The organism is Micromonospora sp. SYSU B005 (assembly GCF_055362685.1).
The window spans coordinates 297,710-318,397 of sequence record NZ_JAXCFU010000005.1 but is presented as its reverse complement, the minus strand read 5'-3'; the positions used below and the strand labels follow the sequence as shown (position 1 = coordinate 318,397).

Genomic DNA, 20,688 nt, shown 5'->3' with positions numbered 1-20,688 from the left:
TCCGGTAGTACAAGGGCCCCCTTTTAACAGTCGCGCCGGGCGGCAGCCCGCTGGCGCGCCCGCCGCCGGCCCCAGCGGACGGCCTCGAACAGGCCGGTGACCGCCAGCGAGATGGCGACGCCGGCGAGCAGCCCGGACAGCGGGTTGTGCTCGAACGCCAGGCCACCGAAGTAGCCGAGCAGCCCGCAGTAGACCCCCCAGGTGGTGCACGCCAGGCCGTCGTACAGCAGGAACGTGCGCGCCGGGTAGCGGACCGCGCCCATGGTCAGCGTGACCGCGGTGCGGCCGCCGGGGACGTACCGGGCGGTGGTCAGGATCATCCCGCCGCGCCTGTCGACCGCCCGGCGGGCCCACTCCGAACTGGCCCGCCGCCTGCTGTCCGCCGGGAAGCGGGCCAGCCGGTGCGCGCCGCCGCCGCGCCCGATCGCGTACGAGACGTGGTCGCCGACGAGCGCGCCGAACGCGGCGGTCAGGATCACCAGCACCAGGTTCGGTTCGCCGCCGGCCGCGAAGACCCCGGCGGTGATCACCACCGTCTCGCCGGGGACCGCCGGGAAGAACGCGTCGACGGCGGTGACCGCGATGATCACCAGATACACCCACGGCGACGTCACCGTGTGGTGCAGCAGGTCGAGCACGTCCCCCATGCACCCATGCTCGGTGGTGCGGTGTTAAGCAGGGGCCCTTCCCATACAAAAGGCGTCAACAAGGGGCCCTTCCTTCTCCTCGGCCGTCGGCCCGCGCGACGTGAGCACCACCGGCGCCCCCAGCGCCTCCGAGACCGCAGCCGGCCAGTCGGCGGGCGACTCGTCCAGCACCGGCCGGGCCCGCATCAGCCGCTCGGTGAGCGCCGCCTGCCGGTCCAGGTCACCGGCCGGCCCCGGGACGAGCCGGTCCAGGCCCTCGTACCGGCGGCAGATCCGCAGCTCCGGACCGGCCAGGTCGAGGTGGGTGAGCGCCAGCCCGTCGACGCCACCGGCGACCTCCAGCGCGTACCGGTGGGCGACCGCGTCGAAGTGCCCGAACCGGAACCGGCCCTGCCAGGGGTTCGTCCCGTTGTGGCGGTCGGCGAACGGCAGCGCCGCGTCCTCGGTGACCAGCGGCCCGGGACCGTGCCGGGTGGTGGTGGTCCGCAGCACACCGAGCCGCTGCGCGGTACCGGCCATCCCCGCCTCGGCGAGCAGCGTCTCGGCGTTGGCGAACGTCGTGGTGCTCCACGTCGTGTACGGGTGGAAGCCGTGCCACTCGTCCAGCAGCACCCCCTGGGCGCCCTCGAACACGCAGGTGCCCTCGCGCAGCGCGGATGCCAGCCAGGTCCGGTCGACGATCGCGACCCGGCGTGCGAAGGCCGCGTACGCGGGCAGGCAGTCCTCCACCGGCGGCGCGTCGAGCGGTCCCAGCTCGGCGGTGAGCCGGTCCCGTAGCGCGGTCAGCCGCCGGCGCAGCACCGCCGGGCGGCGGCAGTCCGCCACCCGGGGTGCCTCGTCGGGGTGGGCGAGGCCGTACGCGACCGCCTCGCCCACCCCGAGCCCGCAGGAGCCGTGCCGGTCGGCTCCCCGGGCGATCTCCCGGGCGCGATTCGCGGCCCGGTGGTACGGGGTGGCGAGCAGCGCCTCCCCGTCCACTGTCAGACGGTCGAGCGCGTCGGGCACGCCGACCGACGCGAGGTGGTCGGCCTCGGCGGCCAGCGCCAGCGGGTCCACCACCACGTGCCGCGCCAGGTGTGTCCGTACGCCCGGACGGAACGTCCCGGCGCCGAGCTGCGCGAACGTGTGGTGCCTTCCGTCGCGCAGGACGACGTTGTGCGCCGCCTGCGCGCCCCCGTTGAACCGGATCACCGTGTGGACCTGCCGGGTGGCGCAGAGCAGGTCCACCACTGTGCCCTTGCCGGCGTCGCCGTAGCCGAGGTCGACCACCATCACGTGGTTCACAGCCGGGTGACCCCGCTTGCGCCGTCGGCCGGGCTGAACGGCAGCGTCGCCACCGCGCGCCGGTCGGAGCCGAGCCGGGCGAGCGCCTTCGAGACGGTACGGGTGGCGGTGGAGCCGGCCCGGTCCAGGTCGCGCAGCCCGGCGTCCAGGTCGATGGCCTGCTCGCCGAGGCCGACGGTGAGCGCGATCGTCTCGCAGACCGCGTCCAGGTCGTCCAGCTCGACCGCGTTCTGCCCGAGCAGGCCGCGCCAGAAGTCCAGCACCTTGCGGTTGCCCGCGTAGTGGCTGCCGGCGGGCAGCAGGTAGTAGGTGTCCCAGCGCGCGGTCACCTCGTCCACCATCTGCCGGACCGGCACGTCCTCGCGCAGGTCGTCGCCGATCAGCCGGCTCACCTCAGCGGTCTTCACCGCCGGGTACGCCAGTTCGTCGCCGATGATGAACAGGTAGCCGCGCCGGCCGCGCTTGTCCCAGCTGTCGGTGGCCGTGTGCCGGGCCATGAAGTACAGCGCCAGCTCGTACGACTCCATCATCTGGCCGCCACCGCCGCCCTCCAGCACGATCCGGCCGAGGTCGTCGTCCATCCGGTTGTCGGACTCGAACTGCCCGATCTGCAACGGCACCCGGTCGCAGGTGGCGTCGCCGATCGCGCCGAACATGACCTGCGGGTCCTTCGCGTACCCCTGGCGCAGCAGCAGGCCGAGCAGCTGCGGCAGCTTGCTCTGCAGCACCCGGGGCACGTGCCCCATCGAGCCGGTGACGTCGAACAGCACGGCGATCGGCGTCGACTGCGGGTGCTCGGCGGAGTCGCGGCTCTCCCGCAGCGCGTCGCGCGGGTCGAGCGCCGGGTGCACCTTCCGTGCGCCGCTGTCGCTGTAGGAGAACGCGCTCTTGCCGGTGCGGCGCCGGTAACGGTCGGCGGCGTCGTACACGTCGGTGGACCAGATTCCACTGCCCATGGCAGCCTCCCTACGGGTTGAGGGTGAAGGGTCGGAAGGTGCGCGGCCCGTACAGCCGGTGCAGCACCTCGTCCAGTTCGCGCAGCAGCCGCCAGGCGTCGTCCGGCCGGGTGGCGAGCGCGGTGCCCTGGCAGCCGTCGGCGAAGGCGCGCAGCTCGCGGGGCGCGCGGTCACCCATCAGCCAGGTCATGCAGCGGGCGGCCATCGCGATGTCGGTGCCCGGCCCGCACTGCCGCTTCGCGGCGACCTCCGGCGGATACCAGTCCTCGTGGCCGGGCACCAGCGCCGGCACGAGCCCGCCCGGCTCGGCCGAGAAGCACCAGTCGACGAGCACCAGGCCGTGCGCGTCCGGCTCGATCAGCACGTGCCGGGGCAGCACCGCGCCGTGCACCACGCCGGCCCGGTGGGCCAGGCCGAGCGCCACGAGCAGCCGCCGCCACATCCAGGCCGCGTCGCGCGGGTCCAGCCCGTCCGGGTACGCGCGGCGCACGTCGTCGAGGCTGCGCAGTCCGGGTACGGTCACCAGCTCGTTGACCTGCCGTTGCACTCCGGTCGACGGGTCGCGCGCCGGGTAGGAGTCGACGAGCCGGGGCACGTACGCGAGGTGCTTGGCGTCGCCGCGCTCGGCGATGCGGCGCAACGCGCGTGCCTCGCGGGCCATCAGGTCGTTGTCGCCGGGGTGCCGGGCCACTTTGAGCAGGCGTCCGTCGCCGTGGTCGTGCAGGTCGGCGACGTCGCCGACGTACATCGGGGCGGGGGTGCGCCACCGGGTGGTGACGGTGACCAGCGCTTCGGCGGCGGCGGCGCGTACCCCGGGGTCGGCCGCGCCCAGCCGGTCGGGGTGCAGCGCGCCGACCAGCTCGCGGTAGCGGCGGGCCGGCTCCTGCGTACCGAACAGGTCGGCGTCGGTACGCGCGGCGGTGACCAGCCGGATCGCCTCCTCGGTCCTCACCGCACCGTCTCCTCCCGGGCGGGGCGCAGCAGCGCCGGGTGCAGCAGCCGGGCGTCTCCGGCGCGGTAGAGCTTGGCCCGGGGGCCGCCGCGCGTGCCGCCGCGTTCGGTGCTGGCGCCGGTGCTCTCCACGAAGCCGGGCACCGAGAGCACCTTGCGGTGGAAGTTGCCGGCGTGCAGCGGGTGGCCCCAGACCGTCTCGTAGACCTCCCGCAGTTCGGTGATCGTGAACTCGGGGGCGAGGAACCGGGTGGCCAGCGGCGTGTACTCCAGCTTGGAGCGGGCGCGCTCCAGGCCGTCGGAGATGATCCGGCCGTGGTCGAAGGCGAGCTGCCGGCTGGTGAGCGCGGTGACCGGCAGCCAGATCGCCTCGTCGGCGTCGGTGTCGGCGACCGGGTCGGGCAGGTCGGGGGCGAACGCCAGGTGGGCGACCGAGACCACGCGCATGCGGGGGTCGCGGTCGGGGGCGCCGTAGCTGCCGAGCTGTTCCAGGTGCACCCGGCGTAGCCGCTCGCCGCCGAGGCCGGTCTCCTCGGCCAGCTCGCGCCGGGCGCCCGCGGCGAGGTCCTCGTCCGGCTGGACGAAGCCGCCGGGCAGCGCCCAGTGCCCCTCGTAGGGTGGCGCGCCGCGGCGGATCAGCAGCAGGTGCAGCGCGCCCTCGCGGATGGTCAGGGCGACCACGTCGACGGTGACCGCGACCGCCGGGTAGTCCCGGGGGTCGTACCCGGCGAGGAACTCCTGCTCGTTCACGGTCACTCACTCTCTCAGGTTGAGAACAACTCAATCTGAGAACAACTTAGCGCCGAAAAGAGGGGACGGCAAGTCCCCTCTTTCGCTCAGCGCACCGAACCGGTCAGATGTGGCCTTCCGTCCCGGGCGCTGTGCAGTGCGAAGTCCCAGCCCGCGCCGGTCGCCGAGGCGCTGAACGCCACAGTCGACGGCAACGGCACCGGCAGCTTGAACGACACGTCCACCGTGTACGCCTCGGGCAGCCGGGGCTCCAGCGCGGCCAGGCAGCGGGCCTTGCTCCACATGCCGTGCGCGATCGGGCGCGGGAAGCCGAACAGCCGCGCGCCCAGCTTCGAGGTGTGGATCGGGTTGTGGTCGCCGGAGACGCGCGCGTAGTCCGTACCGACCCGTGGGGCCACCCGCCACCGGGCCGAGGCGGCGGGCGGTGCCGGGCGGTCACCCCGGTCGCGCCGCGGGCCGCCGCCGGACGCGCGCTCCTTCCCGAGGTACGTGGACACGCCGCGCCACACCTCCTCGCCGCCGATCGAGCCGACCAGCACCACGTCGAGCTGGCGGCCCCGCTCGTGCGGGCGCAGGTTCTCCGCGTACGTGTGGAAGTCGACGCTCTCGCCGGCCTCGACCGGACGGTGCACGGTGATCCGGTTGGCCACGTGCACCACGCCGGTGAGCGGGATCGGGAAGCCGGGGCTCGTCATCAGCCGCAGCGACAGCGGGAACCCGAGCACGTGCAGGTACGTCGCCGGCAGCCGGTCGGTCAGCCGGAACCCGCACACCCGGTCGTAGTCCGCCAGATGCCGCTGATCCACAGCGACCCCACCGACGGCGAGTTCCAGCCCCGGCACGTCCGCCCCGCGCCGCCCCCCGACCCCCGGCACCACTCCCAGCAGCGCCCGCCGATAGAGCGCCCCACTGGCAGGCAGCCGCTCCAGCGCGACCCGCCGCCGCCCCTCCGGCCCCACCGCTTCACCCCGTCGATCATGAGGTTGGCTGCCTTGTGGATCTCCAGAAGTGCCGTCAACTTCATGATCGTCGGAGGAGGGGCGGGCCTGCGTGCGGGCTAGGGCGGCGGCTCGGGCTGCGGTCAGGTCTCGGGTGGGGCCCTCGATCAGGTCGTGCAGGGTCAGGTCGTCGTCCTCGTGGTCACGGGGTGCCATCACGCCCCCAGCAGGCTCTGGCCGCAGACCCGGACCACGTTGCCGCTCACCGCGCCGCTCGCCGGCCAGGAGAGCCACCCGATCGTCTCGGCCACGTCCACCGGCAGGCCGCCCTGGGCCATGCTGTTCATCCGCCGTCCCGCCTCCCTGATGGTCAGCGGGATACGTGCGGTCAGCCGGGTCTCGATGAAGCCCGGCGCCACGGCGTTCAGGCTGATCCCGCGCTCGCGCAGCACCGGGGAGAGCGAGTCCACCAGACCGATCACGCCGGCCTTGCTCGTCGCGTAGTTGGTCTGCCCCCGGTTGCCGGCGATCCCGGCGATCGACGAGACCGACACGATCCGGCCGCCGGCCGGGATCAGGTCGCGTTCCAGCAGCACGTCGTTGATGCGCTCCTGGCTGGACAGGTTCACGTCGATCACCGAGTCCCACCGGTCGGCGTCCATCCGGCCCAGCGTCTTGTCCCGGGTGATGCCCGCGTTGTGCACCACCACGTCGACCCGGCCGTGCCGGGACGCCAGGTGCTCCGCCAGCCGGGTCGGCGCATCCGGAGCGGTCAGGTCGAGCTGCACCGCGCTGCCGCCGATCTCGTTCGCGACGGCGGCCAGCTCGTCCCCGGCCGCCGGGATGTCCAGCGCCACCACCTGCGCGCCGTCGCGGGCCAGCACCTTCGCCAGCGCCGCGCCGATGCCCCGGGCCGCGCCGGTCACCAGCACCACCTGCCCGTCGAGCGGCCGGTCCCAGTCGGCCGGCGCGACGGCGGTGCCGGTGCCGACCCGGATCACCTGGCCCGAGACGTACGCGGACCGGCCGGAGAGCAGGAACCGGAGCGTGGACTCCAGGCTCACCGGGGTACCGGCGTCACCCTCGCGTGTCACGTAGACCAGCTGGGCGGTCACGCCCCGGCCGAACTCCTTGCCGATGCTGCGGGTCAGGCCCTCCAGCGCACGCTGGGCGGTAGCCTCCCGAGGGGAGCCGCACTCGGCCGGCGGGGTGCCAAGCACGATCACCCGGCCGCTCGGCACCAGCGAACGGGCCTGCGGGTGGAAGAAGTCGTAGAGCTGGCGCAGCCCGGTGGAGTCGGTGATGCCGCTGGCGTCGTACACCAGGGCCGCGAAGCGGCGGTCGGCGTCGTGGGCGGCGACCGGATCGGCCAGCTCGACCCCGGCGGCGGTCAGGATCTTGCCGGCCGGCTCGGCGATCCGGCCGCCGGCCGAGGAGCCGAGCAGGACCGGCCCGGGAACGAGCGGGTCGCCCGGCGTGTGCCGGCGCAGTCGGGGCGGGTCGGGCAGCCCGAGGCGCTTGACCAGCGCGCGACCGGCCCCCGTCTGGACGAAGCTCGCGTACCTGTCGGTCATAGGCGTAGCCTACTGGCGAGTAGGGTTCGGGCAACAGTTTCGAGGGAGGCCGATCGTGCAGAGTGTCCGGCGGGTCGCGGTCATCGGGGGCAACCGCATCCCCTTCGCCCGGTCCAACTCGCGCTACGCGCACGCGTCGAACGCGGACATGCTCGGTGCGGCGCTCGACGGGCTGGTCGCCCGGTTCGGGCTGGCCGGCGAGCGGGTCGGCGAGGTGGTGGCTGGCGCGGTGCTCAAGCACTCCCGCGACTTCAACCTCACCCGTGAGGTGGTGCTCGGCTCCCGGCTCGACCCGCACACCCCCGCGTACGACATCCAGCAGGCCTGCGGCACCGGGCTGGAGGCGGCCATCCTGGTCGCCAACAAGATCGCCCTCGGGCAGATCGAGGTCGGCATCGCCGGTGGCGTCGACACCACCTCGGACGCGCCGCTCGCCGTCAACGAGGACATGCGGCGCACGCTGATCCAGCTCAACTCGGCCCGTACGCTCGGCGAACGGCTCAAGATCGCGGCGAAGCTGCGCCCGCACCAGCCGTTCAAGCCGGAGATCCCGCGCAACGCCGAGCCGCGTACCGGACTGTCGATGGGTGAGCACGCGGCCCGCACGGCGCTGCGCTGGAACGTCGACCGGACCGCGCAGGACGAACTCGCGCTGCGCTCGCACCAGCGGCTCGCCGCCGCGTACGACAAGGGGTTCTTCGACGACCTGATGACCCCCTACCTGGGGCTGACCCGCGACCAGAACCTGCGCCCGGACACGAGCCTGGAGAAGCTCGGCTCGCTCAAGCCGGTCTTCGGCGCCTCCGGTGCGGACGCCGAGCGGGCCACCATGACCGCCGGCAACTCCTCGCCGCTCACCGACGGCGCATCGACGGTGCTGCTCGCGTCCGAGGAGTGGGCCAAGGCGCACAACCTGCCGGTGCTGGCCTGGTTCTCCTGGTCCGAGACCGCCGCCGTCGACTTCGTGCACGGCGACGAGGGCCTGTTGATGGCCCCCGCGTACGCGGTGCCCCGGATGCTGGCCCGCGCCGGGCTGAGCCTCCAGGACTTCGACTTCTACGAGATCCACGAGGCGTTCGCCTCGCAGGTGCTGGCGACGCTGGCGGCCTGGGAGTCGCCGGAGTTCTGCAAGGAGCGCCTGGGCCTGGACGCCCCGCTCGGCTCGATCGACAGGGACAAGCTGAACGTCAACGGCTCGTCGCTGGCGGCCGGGCACCCGTTCGCCGCCACCGGCGGCCGGATCGTCGCCACGCTCGCCAAGCTGCTGGATCAGAAGGGGAGCGGGCGCGGCCTGATCTCCATCTGTGCGGCAGGCGGGCAGGGCGTGACAGCGATCCTGGAGCGCTGACGACGGCGTCCCGCCCGGTTCTCTACCGGGCGGGCAACCCGCCTGCCGGCCCGTTCCGTCCCCTGGGCATGAGGCGAACGAGGAGCGGCGCCCCGTGACCGGGCGTGACGAGGAGTTCCGCGACTACGTGACCGCCCGGCTGGAGCCGCTGCGCCGCACGGCGTACCTGCTCTGCCGGGACTGGCACACGGCGGACGACCTGGTGTCGATCACGCTGGGCAAGCTCTACCGCAACTGGCGGCGGGCGCTCGGCGCGAACAACATCGACGCGTACGTCCGGGGGATGCTCACCAACGCTTGGCTGGACGAGCGGCGCCGCCCGTGGCGGCGGGAACACAGCACCGACGAGGTGCCGGACCGGGCGGACCTGGCGGCCGGGGAGCCGTCGGTCGGTGAGCGGGAGATGCTGCTGGACCTGCTGGGCCGGCTCGCGCCGCGGCGACGGGCGGTGGTGGTGCTCCGGTTCTACTGCGACCTGTCCGTCGAGGAGACCGCGCAGATCCTGGGCGTCAGCACCGGAACCGTGAAGAGTCAGGCCGCCCGTGCGCTGGAGACGCTGCGGCTGCTCGCCTCGCACCATTCGGCAGTGGAGAGCGGGAGGCAGAGATGACGTACCGGCAGATCTTCGACGAGGCGATCGGCGACGCGCCGCCGACGGCGGTGGACGTGGACGCCCTGGTGGCGCGGGAAGGGCGGCGTCGGCGGCGACGCCTGGGCGCGTACGCCTCGGCGACAGCGGTGCTGGCACTGGCGCTCGGCGCCGGCGTGGTCGTGCAGCCGGGTGCGTCAGGTGGTCCGGCGCCCGCCTACTCGGCCGCGTCGGCCACCGCCCGGACCCAGCCGGAGCGCCTGCGGTCGGCGATGCTGGCAGCGCTCGACCGGGAGGCCCCGGGCCTGCGGTGGGTGCGGGGCGCCGATCCGGTCACCGACCACAAGACCTGGAACGGCCCGCTCACCGACGACCCTCAGTGGTCGGTGAAACCGTTCCGGTGGGAGTCCATGACCGGCTGGTTCGGGGTGGGTGTCGCTGCCCGGGGCACCGTTCGGTCGTACCTGGCGGTCAACGTCGGGCGGCCGCTTCCGGGTCAGGCGATCGGCCCGGACGAGTGCAGGGAGAGCATGATCGATTGCCGGTCCTTCACCGGGCCCAACGGCGAGCGGGTGCTGACGTACGACGTGGAGGGCTACCGTGCGCCACCCGCGTCGCCACGGCAGCGGGTCGCCGTCCGGTACGCGCACGTCGAACGGACCGACGGCACCCAGGTGACAGTGCAGGCGCACTCGTCGAGCGACCGGCACCTGCTGACGGCCGAGGAGATGGCGGCGGTCGGGCTGGACCCGGAGATCCGGCTGGGCTGACGGCGTGTCCCGGTCCGGCCCGCCCACAGGCCGGACCGGGTACCGGCGTCGCCGGGGCCGGCCCGGGCGTCGTGAAAGACTGAGGTACGTGACGACGATCCCGAACGTGCTCGCCAACCGGTACGCCTCGCCCGAACTGGTCGCCCTCTGGTCGCCGGAGGAGAAGGTCCGGATGGAGCGCCGGCTCTGGCTGGCGGTGCTCAAGGCCCAGCGTGACCTCGGCGTGCCGGTGCCGGACGGGGTCGTCGAGGCGTACGAGCGGGTGGTCGACGACGTCGACCTGGCCTCGATCGCGGCGCGCGAGCGGGTCACCCGGCACGACGTGAAGGCCCGGATCGAGGAGTTCAGCGCGCTCGCCGGGCACGAGCACGTGCACAAGGGGATGACCTCCCGCGACCTCACCGAGAACGTCGAGCAGCTCCAGATCCGTGCCTCGCTGGAGCTGATCCGGGACCGGGTGGTCGCCACGCTGGCCCGGCTGGGCCGGCACGCGGGCGAGTACTCGGCCCTGGTCATGACCGGCCGGTCGCACAACGTCGCCGCGCAGGCCACCACGCTGGGCAAGCGCTTCGCGTCGGCGGCGGAGGAACTGCTGATCGCGTACGAGCGGCTGGAGGACCTGATCGGCTGGTTCCCGCTGCGGGGGATCAAGGGGCCGGTGGGCACCGCCGCCGACCAGCTCGACCTGTTCGACGGCGACGCCGGCAAGGTGGCCGAGCTGGAGCGCCGGGTGGCCGAGCATCTGGGGTTCAGCCGAGTGCTGGACAGCGTCGGCCAGGTCTACCCGCGTTCGATCGACATGGCGGTCGTCGCCGCGCTGGCCCAGGTGGCCGCCGCGCCGTCGTCGCTGGCCACCACGATCCGGCTCATGGTCGGCCAGGAACTGGTCACCGAGGGCTTCAAGCCGGGCCAGGTCGGGTCCAGCGCGATGCCGCACAAGATGAACACGCGCTCGTCGGAGCGGGTGAACGGCTTCGCGGTGATCATCCGGGGTTACCTGTCGATGGTCGGCGAGCTGGCCGGTGACCAGTGGAACGAGGGTGACGTCTCCTGCTCGGTGGTGCGCCGGGTCGCGCTGCCCGACGCCTTCTTCGCCGCCGACGGGCTGTTCCAGACGTTCCTCACCGTGCTGGACGAGTTCGGCCCGTACCCGGCGGTGATCAACCGGGAGCTGGAGCGCTTCCTGCCGTTCCTCGCCACCACGAAGATCCTGGTGGCAGCAGTGCGCCGGGGTGTCGGCCGGGAGGTCGCGCACGAGGTGATCAAGGAGCACGCGGTCGCCGTGGCGCTGGCGATGCGGGAGAAGGGCGCGGCCGAGAACGACCTGTTCGACCGCCTGGCCGCGGACGGCCGGCTGGGCCTGACCCGGGCCGAGATCGACACCCTGGTCGCCGACCGCAACGCCTTCGTAGGCGCCGCCACCGACCAGGTCACTCGGGTGACCGCAAGAATCACCAAGGTGGTGGAATCCCACCCCGAGGCGGCGGCCTACTCCCCGCCCCCCATCCTCTGACCTCTTCTTCCGGTCGATCATGAAGTTGGCGGCACTCAAGGAGATCATTCCTGCCGTCAACTTCATGATCGACGCGGCAGAGGCGGCCGGCAGAGAGGCGGGCAGAGAGGGCGGGCAGAGGGGGTCAGGGGCCGGTGGGGGTTTCGGCGGCGGAGCTCAGGTTAGGGGCGGACGCCGGTTCGGCGATGCCGCCGGGGGCGGAGGCGATCTCCGGGTCGTGGGCGGTCTCGGCCGCGATCGCCGGCTGGTCCGGCGGCATGACGTCCGGCATCTTCGGCGCGACGATCACCGCAGTGCCGTACGCACAGATCTCCATCCACATCTCGCCGCAGTCCCGGCTGTCGAAGCGCATGCCGATCACCGCGTTCGCGCCCAGGCGGCGCGCCTCCTCGCCGAGGCGGGCCACCGAGTCGGTACGCCACCGGGTCAGGTTGTCCGGCGCCATCGGGTCGTAGGCGCCACCGCGCAGGTTCTTGACCCCCTCGCGGTACGGGTTGCGGGTCCTCGCCATCGAGGAGACCACTTCGCCGAGGATCTGGCGGATCTCGTAGCCGGGCAGTTGATCCGTCGTCACGACCAGCACACTTCCGATGCTGTCAGTCCTCGGCCGGATGGTTCGCGAGCCGTGTTCAGCTGATCGGATGCTGAAAAACGGCGCGGCGCGGACGGTCGGGCCGCACCCGACCGATCCGCGCCGCATCGGCATCAACCGTCAGACACCGGCCGTCGAGGTGATCCAGGCCCGGTTGTACGCAACACTGCCGTAGTTCTGGATGCTCTGGCCGTCGGCGGTGGAGGCGACGCCGACCTGCCGGCCGTTGTAGAACTGCGGGCCGCCCGAGTCGCCCCGCCACGCGTTGCCGTTGATCCGGGTGCTCCGGATCGCCTGGCCGCCGTACGCGTCGGTGGCGCTGTTGCTGGTCACCTGGACGCTGGCGGTCTTGAGCTGCGACGACGCGCTGCAGCCGCTGTAGCAGGTCATGCCCCAGCCGTAGATGGTGTTCGTCGAGCCGACCGGCGGGTTGCTGCTCGCCAGCGACACGGCGGAGGTGCTGACCGTGCTGGACAGGCGCAGCAGGGCCAGGTCGTAGCGGGTGTAGGAGGCGCTCACGGTGCGGGTGACGCCGCCGGAGGCGCGGTAGACGCTGCCGACCCGGACCGACATGGTGCCGCTGACGCAGTGCCGGGCGGTGAGCACCCACTGGGGCGCGATCACGCTGCCGGAGCAGGTGAACGAGCCGTTGCTGAACACGGCGGCGGCCCACGGGGCGGACGAGACGGTGCCGCCACCGATGATCGGCTGCGGGCCGGCCGGCGCGGCGGTGGCGCCGGAGGCGGTGGCCAGGACGCCGGCCAGCGCGGTGGTCAGCACGGCGAGCAGGGGACGGAGGCGCATGTCGGGGCTCCTTCTGCGCGGACGCCCGGGGGTGCCGGGCGGGGGGTGACACCCGCCGGATGGGGTGGGCCGGCGAGGGACGTCGATCTAACTCATCGACGTCTGACGATGCATGCTACGGCCGCGCTGCCCTCTGTCACAAGATGCGGATCGAATCAGGCCGATGGCGTGACGCGCGCCGCGTGCCCCGCGCGCCCGCTGTCGGATACCGGTCCAAGGTGGGGTGTTTCGCGGCAGAATGCCTGCTGGGAGGTGTTGCTGAGGGGTGGCCACGAGCACGGAGCGCAACGAATTCGCATCGACGCCGCAACGAACGGGCAACGGTGCCCGTCCGGTGCCGCCGGCGGGGCCGATCAGTGCCGGAACTGCCCCCGGCCGGTGCGGGCCGGGCGGTATCTGCCAGGTAGGCTGGCTGCGCTCGCCCGATTGTTGGGCCGGCACCCAACTGCGTACACAGTCAGGAGTGCCCAGTGCCTCGCGTCGTAGTCGACGTCATGCTCAAGCCCGAGATCCTCGATCCGCAGGGCCAGGCCGTCGCAAACGCGCTGCCCCGCCTCGGCGTCAGTGACGTCGCCTCGGTTCGGATCGGCAGGCGGATCGAGATCGAGTTCACCGGCGAACCGGACCTGGACCGGGCCCGGGAGATCGCCGACAAGCTGCTGGCCAACCCGGTCATCGAGGACTTCACCGTCCGCGTGGTCACCGCCGACGAGACCGCGGGCGCGCAGTCGTGACCGCCCGGGTCGGTGTGGTCACCTTCCCCGGCTCGCTCGACGACGGGGACGCGGCCCGGGCCGTACGGATCGCCGGCGCCGAGGCGGTCCGGCTCTGGCACGGCGACCCGGACCTGCACGGGGTGGACGCTGTCGTCCTGCCCGGCGGCTTCTCCTACGGCGACTACCTGCGCTGCGGCGCCATCGCCCGGTTCGCCCCGGTGATGGAGACGATCGTCCAGGCCGCGCGCGGTGGCCTGCCGGTGCTCGGCATCTGCAACGGCTTCCAGATCCTCTGCGAGGCCCATCTGTTGCCCGGTGCGCTCACCCGCAACCAGCACCTGCACTTCCGCAACCGGGACCAGGTCCTGCGGATCGAGAGCACCGGCACCGCCTGGACGAACGCGTTCCAGCCGGGCCAGGAGGTGCTCATCCCGGTCAAGAACGGCGAGGGCTGCTACGTCGCCGACCCCGCGACGCTCGACCGGCTGGAGGGCGAGGGCCGCGTCGTCGCCCGCTACGTCGGCGGCAACCCCAACGGATCGCAGCGCGACATCGCGGCGATCACCAACGAGGCCGGCAACGTCGTCGGCATCATGCCGCACCCCGAGCACGCGGTGGAGGCGCTCACCGGCCCCTCCCTGGACGGCCTCGGCTTCTTCACCTCGGTGCTCAAGCATCTGGTGGGAGCGCCGGCGTGATGGTGGCCGGGAACATCGGGCGGCTCACCCGCCGCACCGGCGGCGAGCGCAGCAAGGAGACGTCATGACCACCCATCCGGACCCGGCCCTGCGCGAGGCGCAGGGCGTGGTGCCGCAGGCCGGCCCGAACGACGACTGGGCGCTGGGCGTGGACACCGTTCCCCGGGCCGCCGACTCGCCGGAGGAGCTTCAGCCGTACGCCGAGCTGGGCCTCCGCGACGACGAGTACGACCGGATCCGGCACATCCTCGGCCGCCGTCCGACCCAGGCCGAGCTGGCCATGTACTCGATCATGTGGAGCGAGCACTGCTCCTACAAGTCGAGCAAGGTGCACCTGCGCCAGTTCGGCGAGAAGGCGCCGCCGAGTGACCGGCTGCTCGCCGGCATCGGCGAGAACGCCGGCGTGGTCCGGGTCTCCGACGAGCTGGCGGTGACCTTCAAGGTCGAGTCGCACAACCACCCGAGCTTCGTCGAGCCGTACCAGGGCGCGGCGACCGGCGTCGGCGGCATCGTCCGCGACATCCTCGCCATGGGCGCCCGCCCGGTGGCCGTGATGGACCCGCTGCGCTTCGGCGCGGCCGACCACCCGGACACCGCCCGGGTGCTGCCCGGCGTGGTCGCCGGCGTCGGCGGCTACGGCAACTGCCTGGGCCTGCCCAACATCGGCGGCGAGGTCGTCTTCGACCCCTGCTACCAGGGCAACCCGCTCGTAAACGCGCTCTGCCTGGGCGTGCTGCCGGTCGACCGGCTGCAGAAGAAGGACGCCACCGGCCCCGGCAACATCGTGGTGCTGATGGGCGCCAAGACCGGCCGCGACGGCATCGGCGGCGTGTCGGTGCTCGCCAGCGCCACCTTCGACGAGGGCAGCGAGCAGCGCCGCCCGTCCGTGCAGGTGGGCGACCCCTTCATGGAGAAGCTGCTCATCGAGGCGTGCCTGGAGCTGTACGACGCCGAACTGGTCGTCGGCATCCAGGACCTCGGCGGCGCCGGCCTGACCTGCGCCCTCACCGAGACCGCCGCCTCCGCCGGCACCGGCATGCGGGTCTGGCTGGAGCGCGTGCCGCTGCGCGAGCCGTCGATGGAGCCGCACGAGATCCTGGCCAGCGAGTCCCAGGAGCGGATGCTGCTCGTCGTCTCGCCGGACAAGCTCGACGCGGTGCTGAAGACCGCCGAGAAGTGGGGCGTCTGGGCCACCGCCATCGGCGAGGTCACCGCGCCGTCCGCGGACGGCCAGCCGGGCCGCCTGGTCATCACCTGGCGCGACCAGCTCGTGGTGGACGTGCCGCCGGGCTCGCTCGTCGACGACGGTCCGGTGTACGCCCGGCCGATGCGCGAGCCGGCCGACCTGATCCTGCTCCAGGCCGACCGCGCCGAGACGCTGCCCCGGCCGAGCACCCCGGAGGCGCTCCGGGAGACCGTGCTGCGCATGATCGCGTCGCCGAACCTGGCCGACAAGACCTGGGTGACCGAGCAGTACGACAGGTACGTGCTCGGCAACACCGTGCTCGCCCAGCCGGAGGACTCCGGCGTGATCCGGATCGACGAGCGCAGCGGCCTCGGTGTCGCGCTCTCCGTCGACGGCAACGGCCGGTACGCCCGCCTCGACCCGTACCACGGGACGAAGCTGGCGCTCGCCGAGGCGTACCGGAACGTGGCGGTGACCGGCGCGAAGCCGATCGCGGTGACCAACTGCCTGAACTTCGGCTCGCCGGAGGACCCGGGCGTGATGTGGCAGTTCGCCGAGGCCGTGCGCGGCCTGGCGGACGGCTGCCTGGAGCTGGGCATCCCGGTGACCGGCGGCAACGTCAGCTTCTACAACCAGACCGGCGCCGCCGCCATCCACCCGACCCCTGTGGTCGGTGTGCTGGGCGTGCTCGACGACGTCGCCGACCGGGTGCCGATGGGTTTCGTGCCGCGTCCGGCCGGCGACCACGACCAGCTGTTCCTGCTGGGCGAGACGCACGTCGAGCTGTCCGGCTCGGAGTGGGCCTGGGTGACGCACGAGCACCTGGGCGGCATCCCGCCGCAGGTCGACCTGGCCCGTGAGCGGCAGCTCGCCGAGCTGATGGCCGAGGCGGCCCGGGTCGGGCACCTCAGCTCCGCGCACGACCTGTCCGACGGCGGTCTGGCGCAGAGCCTCGTCGAGTCGGCCCTGCGCCGTGGCGTGGGCGCCCGGGTCGTGGTGCCGGAGCACTTCGCCGGTGGCTCGATGCCGTTCGTCTTCCTGTTCAGCGAGTCCGCCGGCCGCGTGCTGGTGTCGGTGCCGCGCGGCCACGAGAAGGCGTTCACCGCCCTGTGCGCCGAGCGCGGCGTGCCGTGGGAGTTCATCGGCGTCACCGACCCGGCCTCCGGCGCGCTGGAGGTGCACGGCCAGTTCCGGATCGGCCTGGACGAGCTGCGCGAGGCGCACACCGGTACGCTCCCGCGCCTGTTCGGCGCCGCCGAGGCGGCCCGGGTGGAGGTGGAGGCGACCCGTACCGGGACCACCACTGTGCTTCCGGCCACCGCCGAGCAGCCGGTCGGCGTGGACCCGGCCGCTGTCGACGCCGAGCCGATCGCCGAGGCCGGCCGGGACATCCCGGCGGCCGACGCCGAGGCGTCCGCACCCGCCGCCGCGACGGAGCCCGAGGCGCCCGCTGCGGCGTCCGACGAGGCCGAGCCGGCCGACGGTACGGCGACGCCGGCAGTCGACGGAACCCCGGACCGGGACGAGTCGGCGCCCGCCGACGGGTCCGACGGTCCGGCTCCCGGTGAGCCGGCGCCGGGTCAGCGCTGAGGCGCTGGCCTTGGCCGTCTTCGCCCAACCCGGCTCCGGTGCCCGGTTCGACTGGGGACTGACCGGGGCGGCGGAACTCGGCCGGGTCTGTGCCGCCCTGGTGGTGGTGGACGTGTTGTCGTTCACCACCGCCGTGGAGGTGGCGGTGAGCCGCGGCATGCGGGTGCACCCGTTCCCGTGGGGTGAGCAGGCCGCCGACTACGCGCGCCGGGTGGGGGCCGTGGCCGCCGTGGGCCGCCGGAAGACGACTGCGGAGCACCAGTGGTCGCTGTCCCCGGCGGCGCTGCGGGCCGCGCCGGTCGTCGCCGACCTGGTGCTGCCGTCACCGAACGGCTCGGCGATCAGCGCCGCCGCCAGCGCCACCGGAGTGCCGGTGGTCGCGGCGTGCCTGCGTAACGCACCCGCCGTCGGGCGCTGGCTCCTGGCCGAGGGGTACGGCTCGAAGGACGCACCCGTGGGCGTGGTGGCGGCCGGGGAGCGCTGGCCCGACGGGTCGCTCCGGCCGTGCGTGGAGGACCAGCTGGGTGCGGCCTGCGTGCTCGACGCGCTCGCCGGGGTGCCGGGCGGGCTCTCGGTGGAGGCCGCGATGGCGCTCGCCGCGCTGGCGAGCACGCCGGACGTGCCGGCGGCGGTCCGGGGCTGCGTCTCCGGGCGGGAACTCGCCGAGGGCGGCTTCGCCGAGGACGTCACGGTAGCGACCGAGGTGGGCGTCTCCGACGTGGTGCCGGTGCTCCGCCAGGGCTACTTCGCCCCCGCCTGAGCACCGCTTCCGCTCCCGTCCTGCGGGGCCCGCTGACGACTGTGGCCGCCCGCTGTTCGCGGGCGGCCACAGTTCTCACATCTGCTGTCTGTCAGTCGTCCAGCCAGTCGAGGCGTCGTCCGCTCCGGTCCGCCTGACCGTCCGGGCGGGCGCGACCCGCCTGCGCCGGGTCGTTGGGGTAGCCGTTGTCGTAGCCGCCCCCGCGCTGCTGCGGCGGCTCCTGGCCGTAACCGCCCTGCTGGCCGTAACCACCCTGCGGGGCCTGACCGTAGCCGTCGCCGTACCCGCCGGCCTGCTGGCCGTAGCCGCCGGGCTGGTGACCGCCGTCGTAACCGCCACCGGTGTTGCCGTACCCGCCGGCCGGCGCGTCGCCGTATCCGCCCTGTTGACGGGTGCTGTCGTAGCCGCCTGTCGCGCCGCTGTCGTAACCCCCGGCGCCCTTGTCGTAGCCGCCCTGCGACCGGCTGTCGTAGCCACCGGCGGGGTTGTCGTAGCCGCCTGCGGGCGCGTCGCCGTATCCGCCCTGCTGGCGGGTGCTGTCGTAGCCGCCGGTCGGCGCGTCGCCGTAGCCGCCGGCCGGGCGACCGCCGCCGTAGGCCGGGGCGTCGCCGTACCCGCCGGCCGGGTTGTCGCCGTAGCCACCGCCCGCGGCGTTGCCGTAGGCGCCGGTCGGCTCGCCGTATCCGCCCTGCGGGCGGGTGCTGTCGTAACCGCCGGTCGCGCCGTTGTCGTAGCCACCCGACGCGCCGCCGTAGCCACCGGCCGCGCCGTAACCGTCGCCCTGCTCCGGGCCACGGCCGTACGGGGCCGCGCCGGCCTGGTCGTAGCCGCGGTCCTGCTCCGGCTGGTAGGTGCTGGTCGGGTACGGGTCGGCCGCCGGCGCGTACTGCGTGCTGTCACCGGTGTAGCGGCCGGTGGGCTCGTCGAAGCGCTCGTTGCCGTAGCCGCCGCCCTGGGCCGCGTATCCGGCCGCGCCCGCCGCCGCACCTGCCGCGTAGTCCGGGCTGCCGTAGCCGGCACCGGAGGACGGGCCGTTACCGTAGCCGCCGCCCGAGGAGGGCGCGTTGCCGTAGCCGCCCGCGCCGCCGTAACCGGCCTGGCCCGCTGCGTCGTCGCCGTAGCCGTAGCCACCCTGGCCGCCGCCTGCGCCGTACGCCGGGCCGGGCGGCGCACCGTACGGGTCCGGCGGGACGTCGTCCACGACCGGCCGCTGGAGCATGGTGGGGGCGTCGCTGATCGAGGGGCCGCCGACCATCGTCGCGGCCGGCCCGGCGCCCATCCCGTTCACCACCCGGGTCTGGTCGTCGGTGCCGTGGTAGGCGCCCCGGGCTGCCGGGATCGCACCGGCCCCGCCGGGTCCACCCGGACCGGCCGGCCCACCAGGACCGTCGCCGTCACCGTCGTCGCCCTCGTTCTTGCGACGCATGTAGAGCAGCACGATGGTGCCCACGCCGACGGCGACGAACAGGCCGCCGAGCAGGATGAGCAGCCAGGAGCCGAAGCCGCCGGAGTCCTCGTTCGCGGCCGGCTGCTGCGCGGCGGGCGCCTCGGCCGACGGGGTGTCGGTGGCCTCCTCGTCGAGCGGCTCCTCGGACGGCGGGGCGGACTCACTCGCCGACGGGGTGGCGCTCGGGCTCGCCGACGCCTTCAGCTGGATGCTGAGCCGGACGCCGGTCACCGACTGGCCGGCGTTCGCGTTTATCGACCGGGCGACCGGCGAGGCGCCGTCGGTGGAGGCGCCGAGGTCGATCCGGCCGGGTGCGATCGGGTTGGACTCGGAGCCGCTGAAGCTGAAGTTGCCGTTGCCGCTGGTGTTGGTGCGGCGTTCCTTGCCCGCGCTGTCGCGGAGCATGACGAGGGCGCCCTCGATCGGATCGCCGTCGGCGTTGACCACCTTGCCGGACACCGTCTTGACCGTCTGCGGCTGCTGCGGCGCTTCCGGACCCTTCACCGTCATGTTGCGGGAGTCGCCACCCTGGTCGCCGCCGGCTCGTGCGGAAACCCGGACCTGCCCGGCCTTGTTGGTACCCGGTGCAAGGTTGTCGGCGGTCAGCGTGACGTTGAACTCTGCACTTCCCTGTGCGGGAATGGCCTGCGCTGGCACCCGGCACTGACCCTGACACCGCAGCCCGTCGAATACATCGACGCTGACGCTGAAGACGCTCGGCGTGTCGTTGTTGTTCGTGACGGTGAACTTCATGGGCGTCGATTGACCGCTGGACAGGGCGTCTGTCGACAGGCTGGTGATCTGCACGCCCGGGTTCTCCGCGAAGGCGGGAGCTGCGGGGACGGTGAGCAGGGCGCCGAAGACCAGCGCTACGACCACACCGGCCCGCTGCTTCCAGGCACGTCGGTGTGTTGACACGTCCACCGCCTTCCGGGTCTGATCGCCCCGCCGGCCGTTCGGCCGAGGTTGATCACTCACGGTACGAATAACGCCGTCGGCAACTATGCCTTGTCTGACCGGATCATCTCTACCCAGGGCCGCCGTCGGGCGGCCTTCTGCCGGGTCGTATCGTCCCGTCGTGTCCTCTCCGCACGCTTATTCCGAAGCGGTACTCGCCGCCCTGGCGGCGCTGGACGAGGGGCGTACGCCCGAACGGCCGGTACTCCGGGAGGCGGTCCGGACCCTCTTGGCTGCCCTCGCGGATCGCGCCCCCGGCCGATCGGTGGAGGTGCGCGTCCCACCCTACGGTGCGGTGCAGTGCGTGAGTGGTCCACGACACACCCGCGGTACGCCGCCGAACGTGGTGGAGATGGATCCGGCGACCTGGCTGGCAGTCGCCACCGGACGCCGGGGGTGGGCGGAAACGGTCACTGAGGGTCGCATCCGGGTTTCCGGAAACCGGGCTGACCTCTCCCCGTACCTCCCGATTTGAACGCCGGCCAGCGGAAACCCTGCTCACGCTGAGCGTAGACTCCGTGACTGTCGGTGTCGACTGCTGGTCGCGTACACTGAGATCCGACGACGGTCCCGGCCCATGCGTGCGGAGCTGCCCCCTGACTCCGCCAGGCCAGTCCA

At 73.2% G+C, this 20,688-nt stretch carries 19 protein-coding genes; 9 read left to right on the top strand and 10 right to left on the bottom strand.

The window, feature by feature from the left end; translation table 11 throughout:
- Positions 1-23: 23 nt before the first annotated feature.
- From SM452_RS15240 to SM452_RS15210, 7 genes are all read right to left on the bottom strand, one after another.
- Positions 24-647, bottom strand: coding sequence for a DedA family protein (locus SM452_RS15240; RefSeq protein ID WP_463840127.1), 624 nt, complete (start codon positions 645-647; stop codon positions 24-26).
- Between the two features lie 24 nt (positions 648-671).
- On the bottom strand, positions 672-1,931 hold the full coding sequence (locus SM452_RS15235) for an adenylosuccinate synthetase (RefSeq protein ID WP_463840126.1): 1,260 nt from the start codon (positions 1,929-1,931) through the stop codon (positions 672-674).
- On the bottom strand, positions 1,928-2,887 hold the full coding sequence (locus SM452_RS15230; RefSeq protein WP_402810663.1) for a hypothetical protein: 960 nt from the start codon (positions 2,885-2,887) through the stop codon (positions 1,928-1,930). The genes SM452_RS15235 and SM452_RS15230 overlap by 4 nt, the downstream gene beginning before the upstream one ends.
- A 10-nt stretch (positions 2,888-2,897) precedes the next feature.
- Complete coding sequence (locus SM452_RS15225; protein WP_463840125.1) at positions 2,898-3,839, bottom strand: BUD32 family EKC/KEOPS complex subunit; 942 nt, start codon at positions 3,837-3,839, stop codon at positions 2,898-2,900.
- A complete protein-coding gene (locus tag SM452_RS15220) occupies positions 3,836-4,594 on the bottom strand; it encodes an NUDIX hydrolase (RefSeq protein ID WP_262012770.1) in 759 nt (252 codons plus the stop codon). Before SM452_RS15220 ends, SM452_RS15225 begins: the two co-directional genes overlap by 4 nt.
- A gap of 80 nt (positions 4,595-4,674) precedes the next feature.
- A complete protein-coding gene (locus SM452_RS15215; protein WP_262013014.1) occupies positions 4,675-5,742 on the bottom strand; it encodes a MaoC/PaaZ C-terminal domain-containing protein in 1,068 nt (355 codons plus the stop codon).
- The gene (locus SM452_RS15210; RefSeq protein WP_355514059.1) at positions 5,742-7,100 is read right to left on the bottom strand and encodes a 3-oxoacyl-ACP reductase; all 1,359 of its coding nucleotides are present in this window, start codon (positions 7,098-7,100) and stop codon (positions 5,742-5,744) included. The genes SM452_RS15215 and SM452_RS15210 overlap by 1 nt, the downstream gene beginning before the upstream one ends.
- Before the next feature lie 55 nt (positions 7,101-7,155).
- Here SM452_RS15210 and SM452_RS15205 point away from each other — a divergent pair, with 55 nt between their 5' ends.
- The 4 genes from SM452_RS15205 (at position 7,156) to purB (ending at position 11,320) form a co-directional block, all read left to right on the top strand.
- A complete protein-coding gene (locus SM452_RS15205) occupies positions 7,156-8,448 on the top strand; it encodes an acetyl-CoA C-acetyltransferase (RefSeq protein ID WP_262012768.1) in 1,293 nt (430 codons plus the stop codon).
- Between the two features lie 94 nt (positions 8,449-8,542).
- Positions 8,543-9,058 (top strand): SigE family RNA polymerase sigma factor, encoded by a 516-nt coding sequence (locus SM452_RS15200; protein WP_269703086.1) that lies wholly within the window; start codon positions 8,543-8,545, stop codon positions 9,056-9,058.
- Positions 9,055-9,807 carry a hypothetical protein gene (locus SM452_RS15195; RefSeq protein WP_355514065.1) on the top strand — a complete coding sequence of 251 codons (753 nt, stop codon included), beginning with the start codon at positions 9,055-9,057 and terminating at the stop codon, positions 9,805-9,807. The genes SM452_RS15200 and SM452_RS15195 overlap by 4 nt, the downstream gene beginning before the upstream one ends.
- Positions 9,808-9,895: 88 nt before the next feature.
- Positions 9,896-11,320 carry an adenylosuccinate lyase gene (gene purB, locus SM452_RS15190; RefSeq protein ID WP_262012765.1) on the top strand — a complete coding sequence of 475 codons (1,425 nt, stop codon included), beginning with the start codon at positions 9,896-9,898 and terminating at the stop codon, positions 11,318-11,320.
- A gap of 124 nt (positions 11,321-11,444) precedes the next feature.
- On the opposite strand, the gene SM452_RS15185 is transcribed toward purB, so the two are convergent.
- Positions 11,445-12,020, bottom strand: coding sequence for a YbjQ family protein (locus tag SM452_RS15185; protein WP_463840124.1), 576 nt, complete (start codon positions 12,018-12,020; stop codon positions 11,445-11,447).
- A gap of 12 nt (positions 12,021-12,032) precedes the next feature.
- Positions 12,033-12,716 carry a S1 family peptidase gene (locus SM452_RS15180; RefSeq protein WP_463840123.1) on the bottom strand — a complete coding sequence of 228 codons (684 nt, stop codon included), beginning with the start codon at positions 12,714-12,716 and terminating at the stop codon, positions 12,033-12,035.
- A gap of 470 nt (positions 12,717-13,186) precedes the next feature.
- Between SM452_RS15180 and purS the strand changes: the two genes are divergently transcribed.
- The 4 genes from purS to SM452_RS15160 all read left to right on the top strand — a co-directional run bounded on the left by purS (position 13,187) and on the right by SM452_RS15160 (position 17,666).
- Entirely contained in the window at positions 13,187-13,450 is a 264-nt protein-coding gene (gene purS / locus SM452_RS15175) for a phosphoribosylformylglycinamidine synthase subunit PurS (protein ID WP_013473439.1), read from the top strand.
- Positions 13,447-14,130 carry a phosphoribosylformylglycinamidine synthase subunit PurQ gene (purQ, locus tag SM452_RS15170; protein WP_018785472.1) on the top strand — a complete coding sequence of 228 codons (684 nt, stop codon included), beginning with the start codon at positions 13,447-13,449 and terminating at the stop codon, positions 14,128-14,130. Before purS ends, purQ begins: the two co-directional genes overlap by 4 nt.
- 64 nt (positions 14,131-14,194) lie before the next feature.
- Positions 14,195-16,906: a phosphoribosylformylglycinamidine synthase subunit PurL gene (gene purL / locus SM452_RS15165; RefSeq protein WP_355514071.1), complete on the top strand. Its 2,712-nt coding sequence runs from the start codon at positions 14,195-14,197 to the stop codon at positions 16,904-16,906.
- Positions 16,907-16,916: 10 nt separating this feature from the next.
- A complete protein-coding gene (locus SM452_RS15160; protein ID WP_194802214.1) occupies positions 16,917-17,666 on the top strand; it encodes a 2-phosphosulfolactate phosphatase in 750 nt (249 codons plus the stop codon).
- A gap of 91 nt (positions 17,667-17,757) precedes the next feature.
- On the opposite strand, the gene SM452_RS15155 is transcribed toward SM452_RS15160, so the two are convergent.
- On the bottom strand, positions 17,758-20,031 hold the full coding sequence (locus SM452_RS15155) for a carboxypeptidase-like regulatory domain-containing protein (RefSeq protein WP_463840122.1): 2,274 nt from the start codon (positions 20,029-20,031) through the stop codon (positions 17,758-17,760).
- Between the two features lie 160 nt (positions 20,032-20,191).
- Between SM452_RS15155 and SM452_RS15150 the strand changes: the two genes are divergently transcribed.
- Positions 20,192-20,545, top strand: a complete 354-nt coding sequence (locus tag SM452_RS15150) for a sterol carrier family protein (RefSeq protein ID WP_262015986.1) — start codon at positions 20,192-20,194, stop codon at positions 20,543-20,545.
- Positions 20,546-20,688: the final 143 nt, after the last annotated feature.

Bases quoted from the DNA above. Each gene is read 5' to 3' on its own strand.
- SM452_RS15185 (WP_463840124.1), bottom strand. From the start codon at position 12,020: ATGCGGCGCGGATCGGTCGGGTGCGGCCCGACCGTCCGCGCCGCGCCG.
- SM452_RS15180 (WP_463840123.1), bottom strand. From the start codon at position 12,716: ATGCGCCTCCGTCCCCTGCTCGCCGTGCTGACCACCGCGCTGGCCGGC.
- SM452_RS15210 (WP_355514059.1), bottom strand. From the start codon at position 7,100: ATGACCGACAGGTACGCGAGCTTCGTCCAGACGGGGGCCGGTCGCGCG.
- purL (WP_355514071.1), top strand. From the start codon at position 14,195: ATGACCACCCATCCGGACCCGGCCCTGCGCGAGGCGCAGGGCGTGGTG.
- SM452_RS15215 (WP_262013014.1), bottom strand. From the start codon at position 5,742: ATGGCACCCCGTGACCACGAGGACGACGACCTGACCCTGCACGACCTG.
- SM452_RS15195 (WP_355514065.1), top strand. From the start codon at position 9,055: ATGACGTACCGGCAGATCTTCGACGAGGCGATCGGCGACGCGCCGCCG.
- SM452_RS15240 (WP_463840127.1), bottom strand. From the start codon at position 647: ATGGGGGACGTGCTCGACCTGCTGCACCACACGGTGACGTCGCCGTGG.
- SM452_RS15230 (WP_402810663.1), bottom strand. From the start codon at position 2,887: ATGGGCAGTGGAATCTGGTCCACCGACGTGTACGACGCCGCCGACCGT.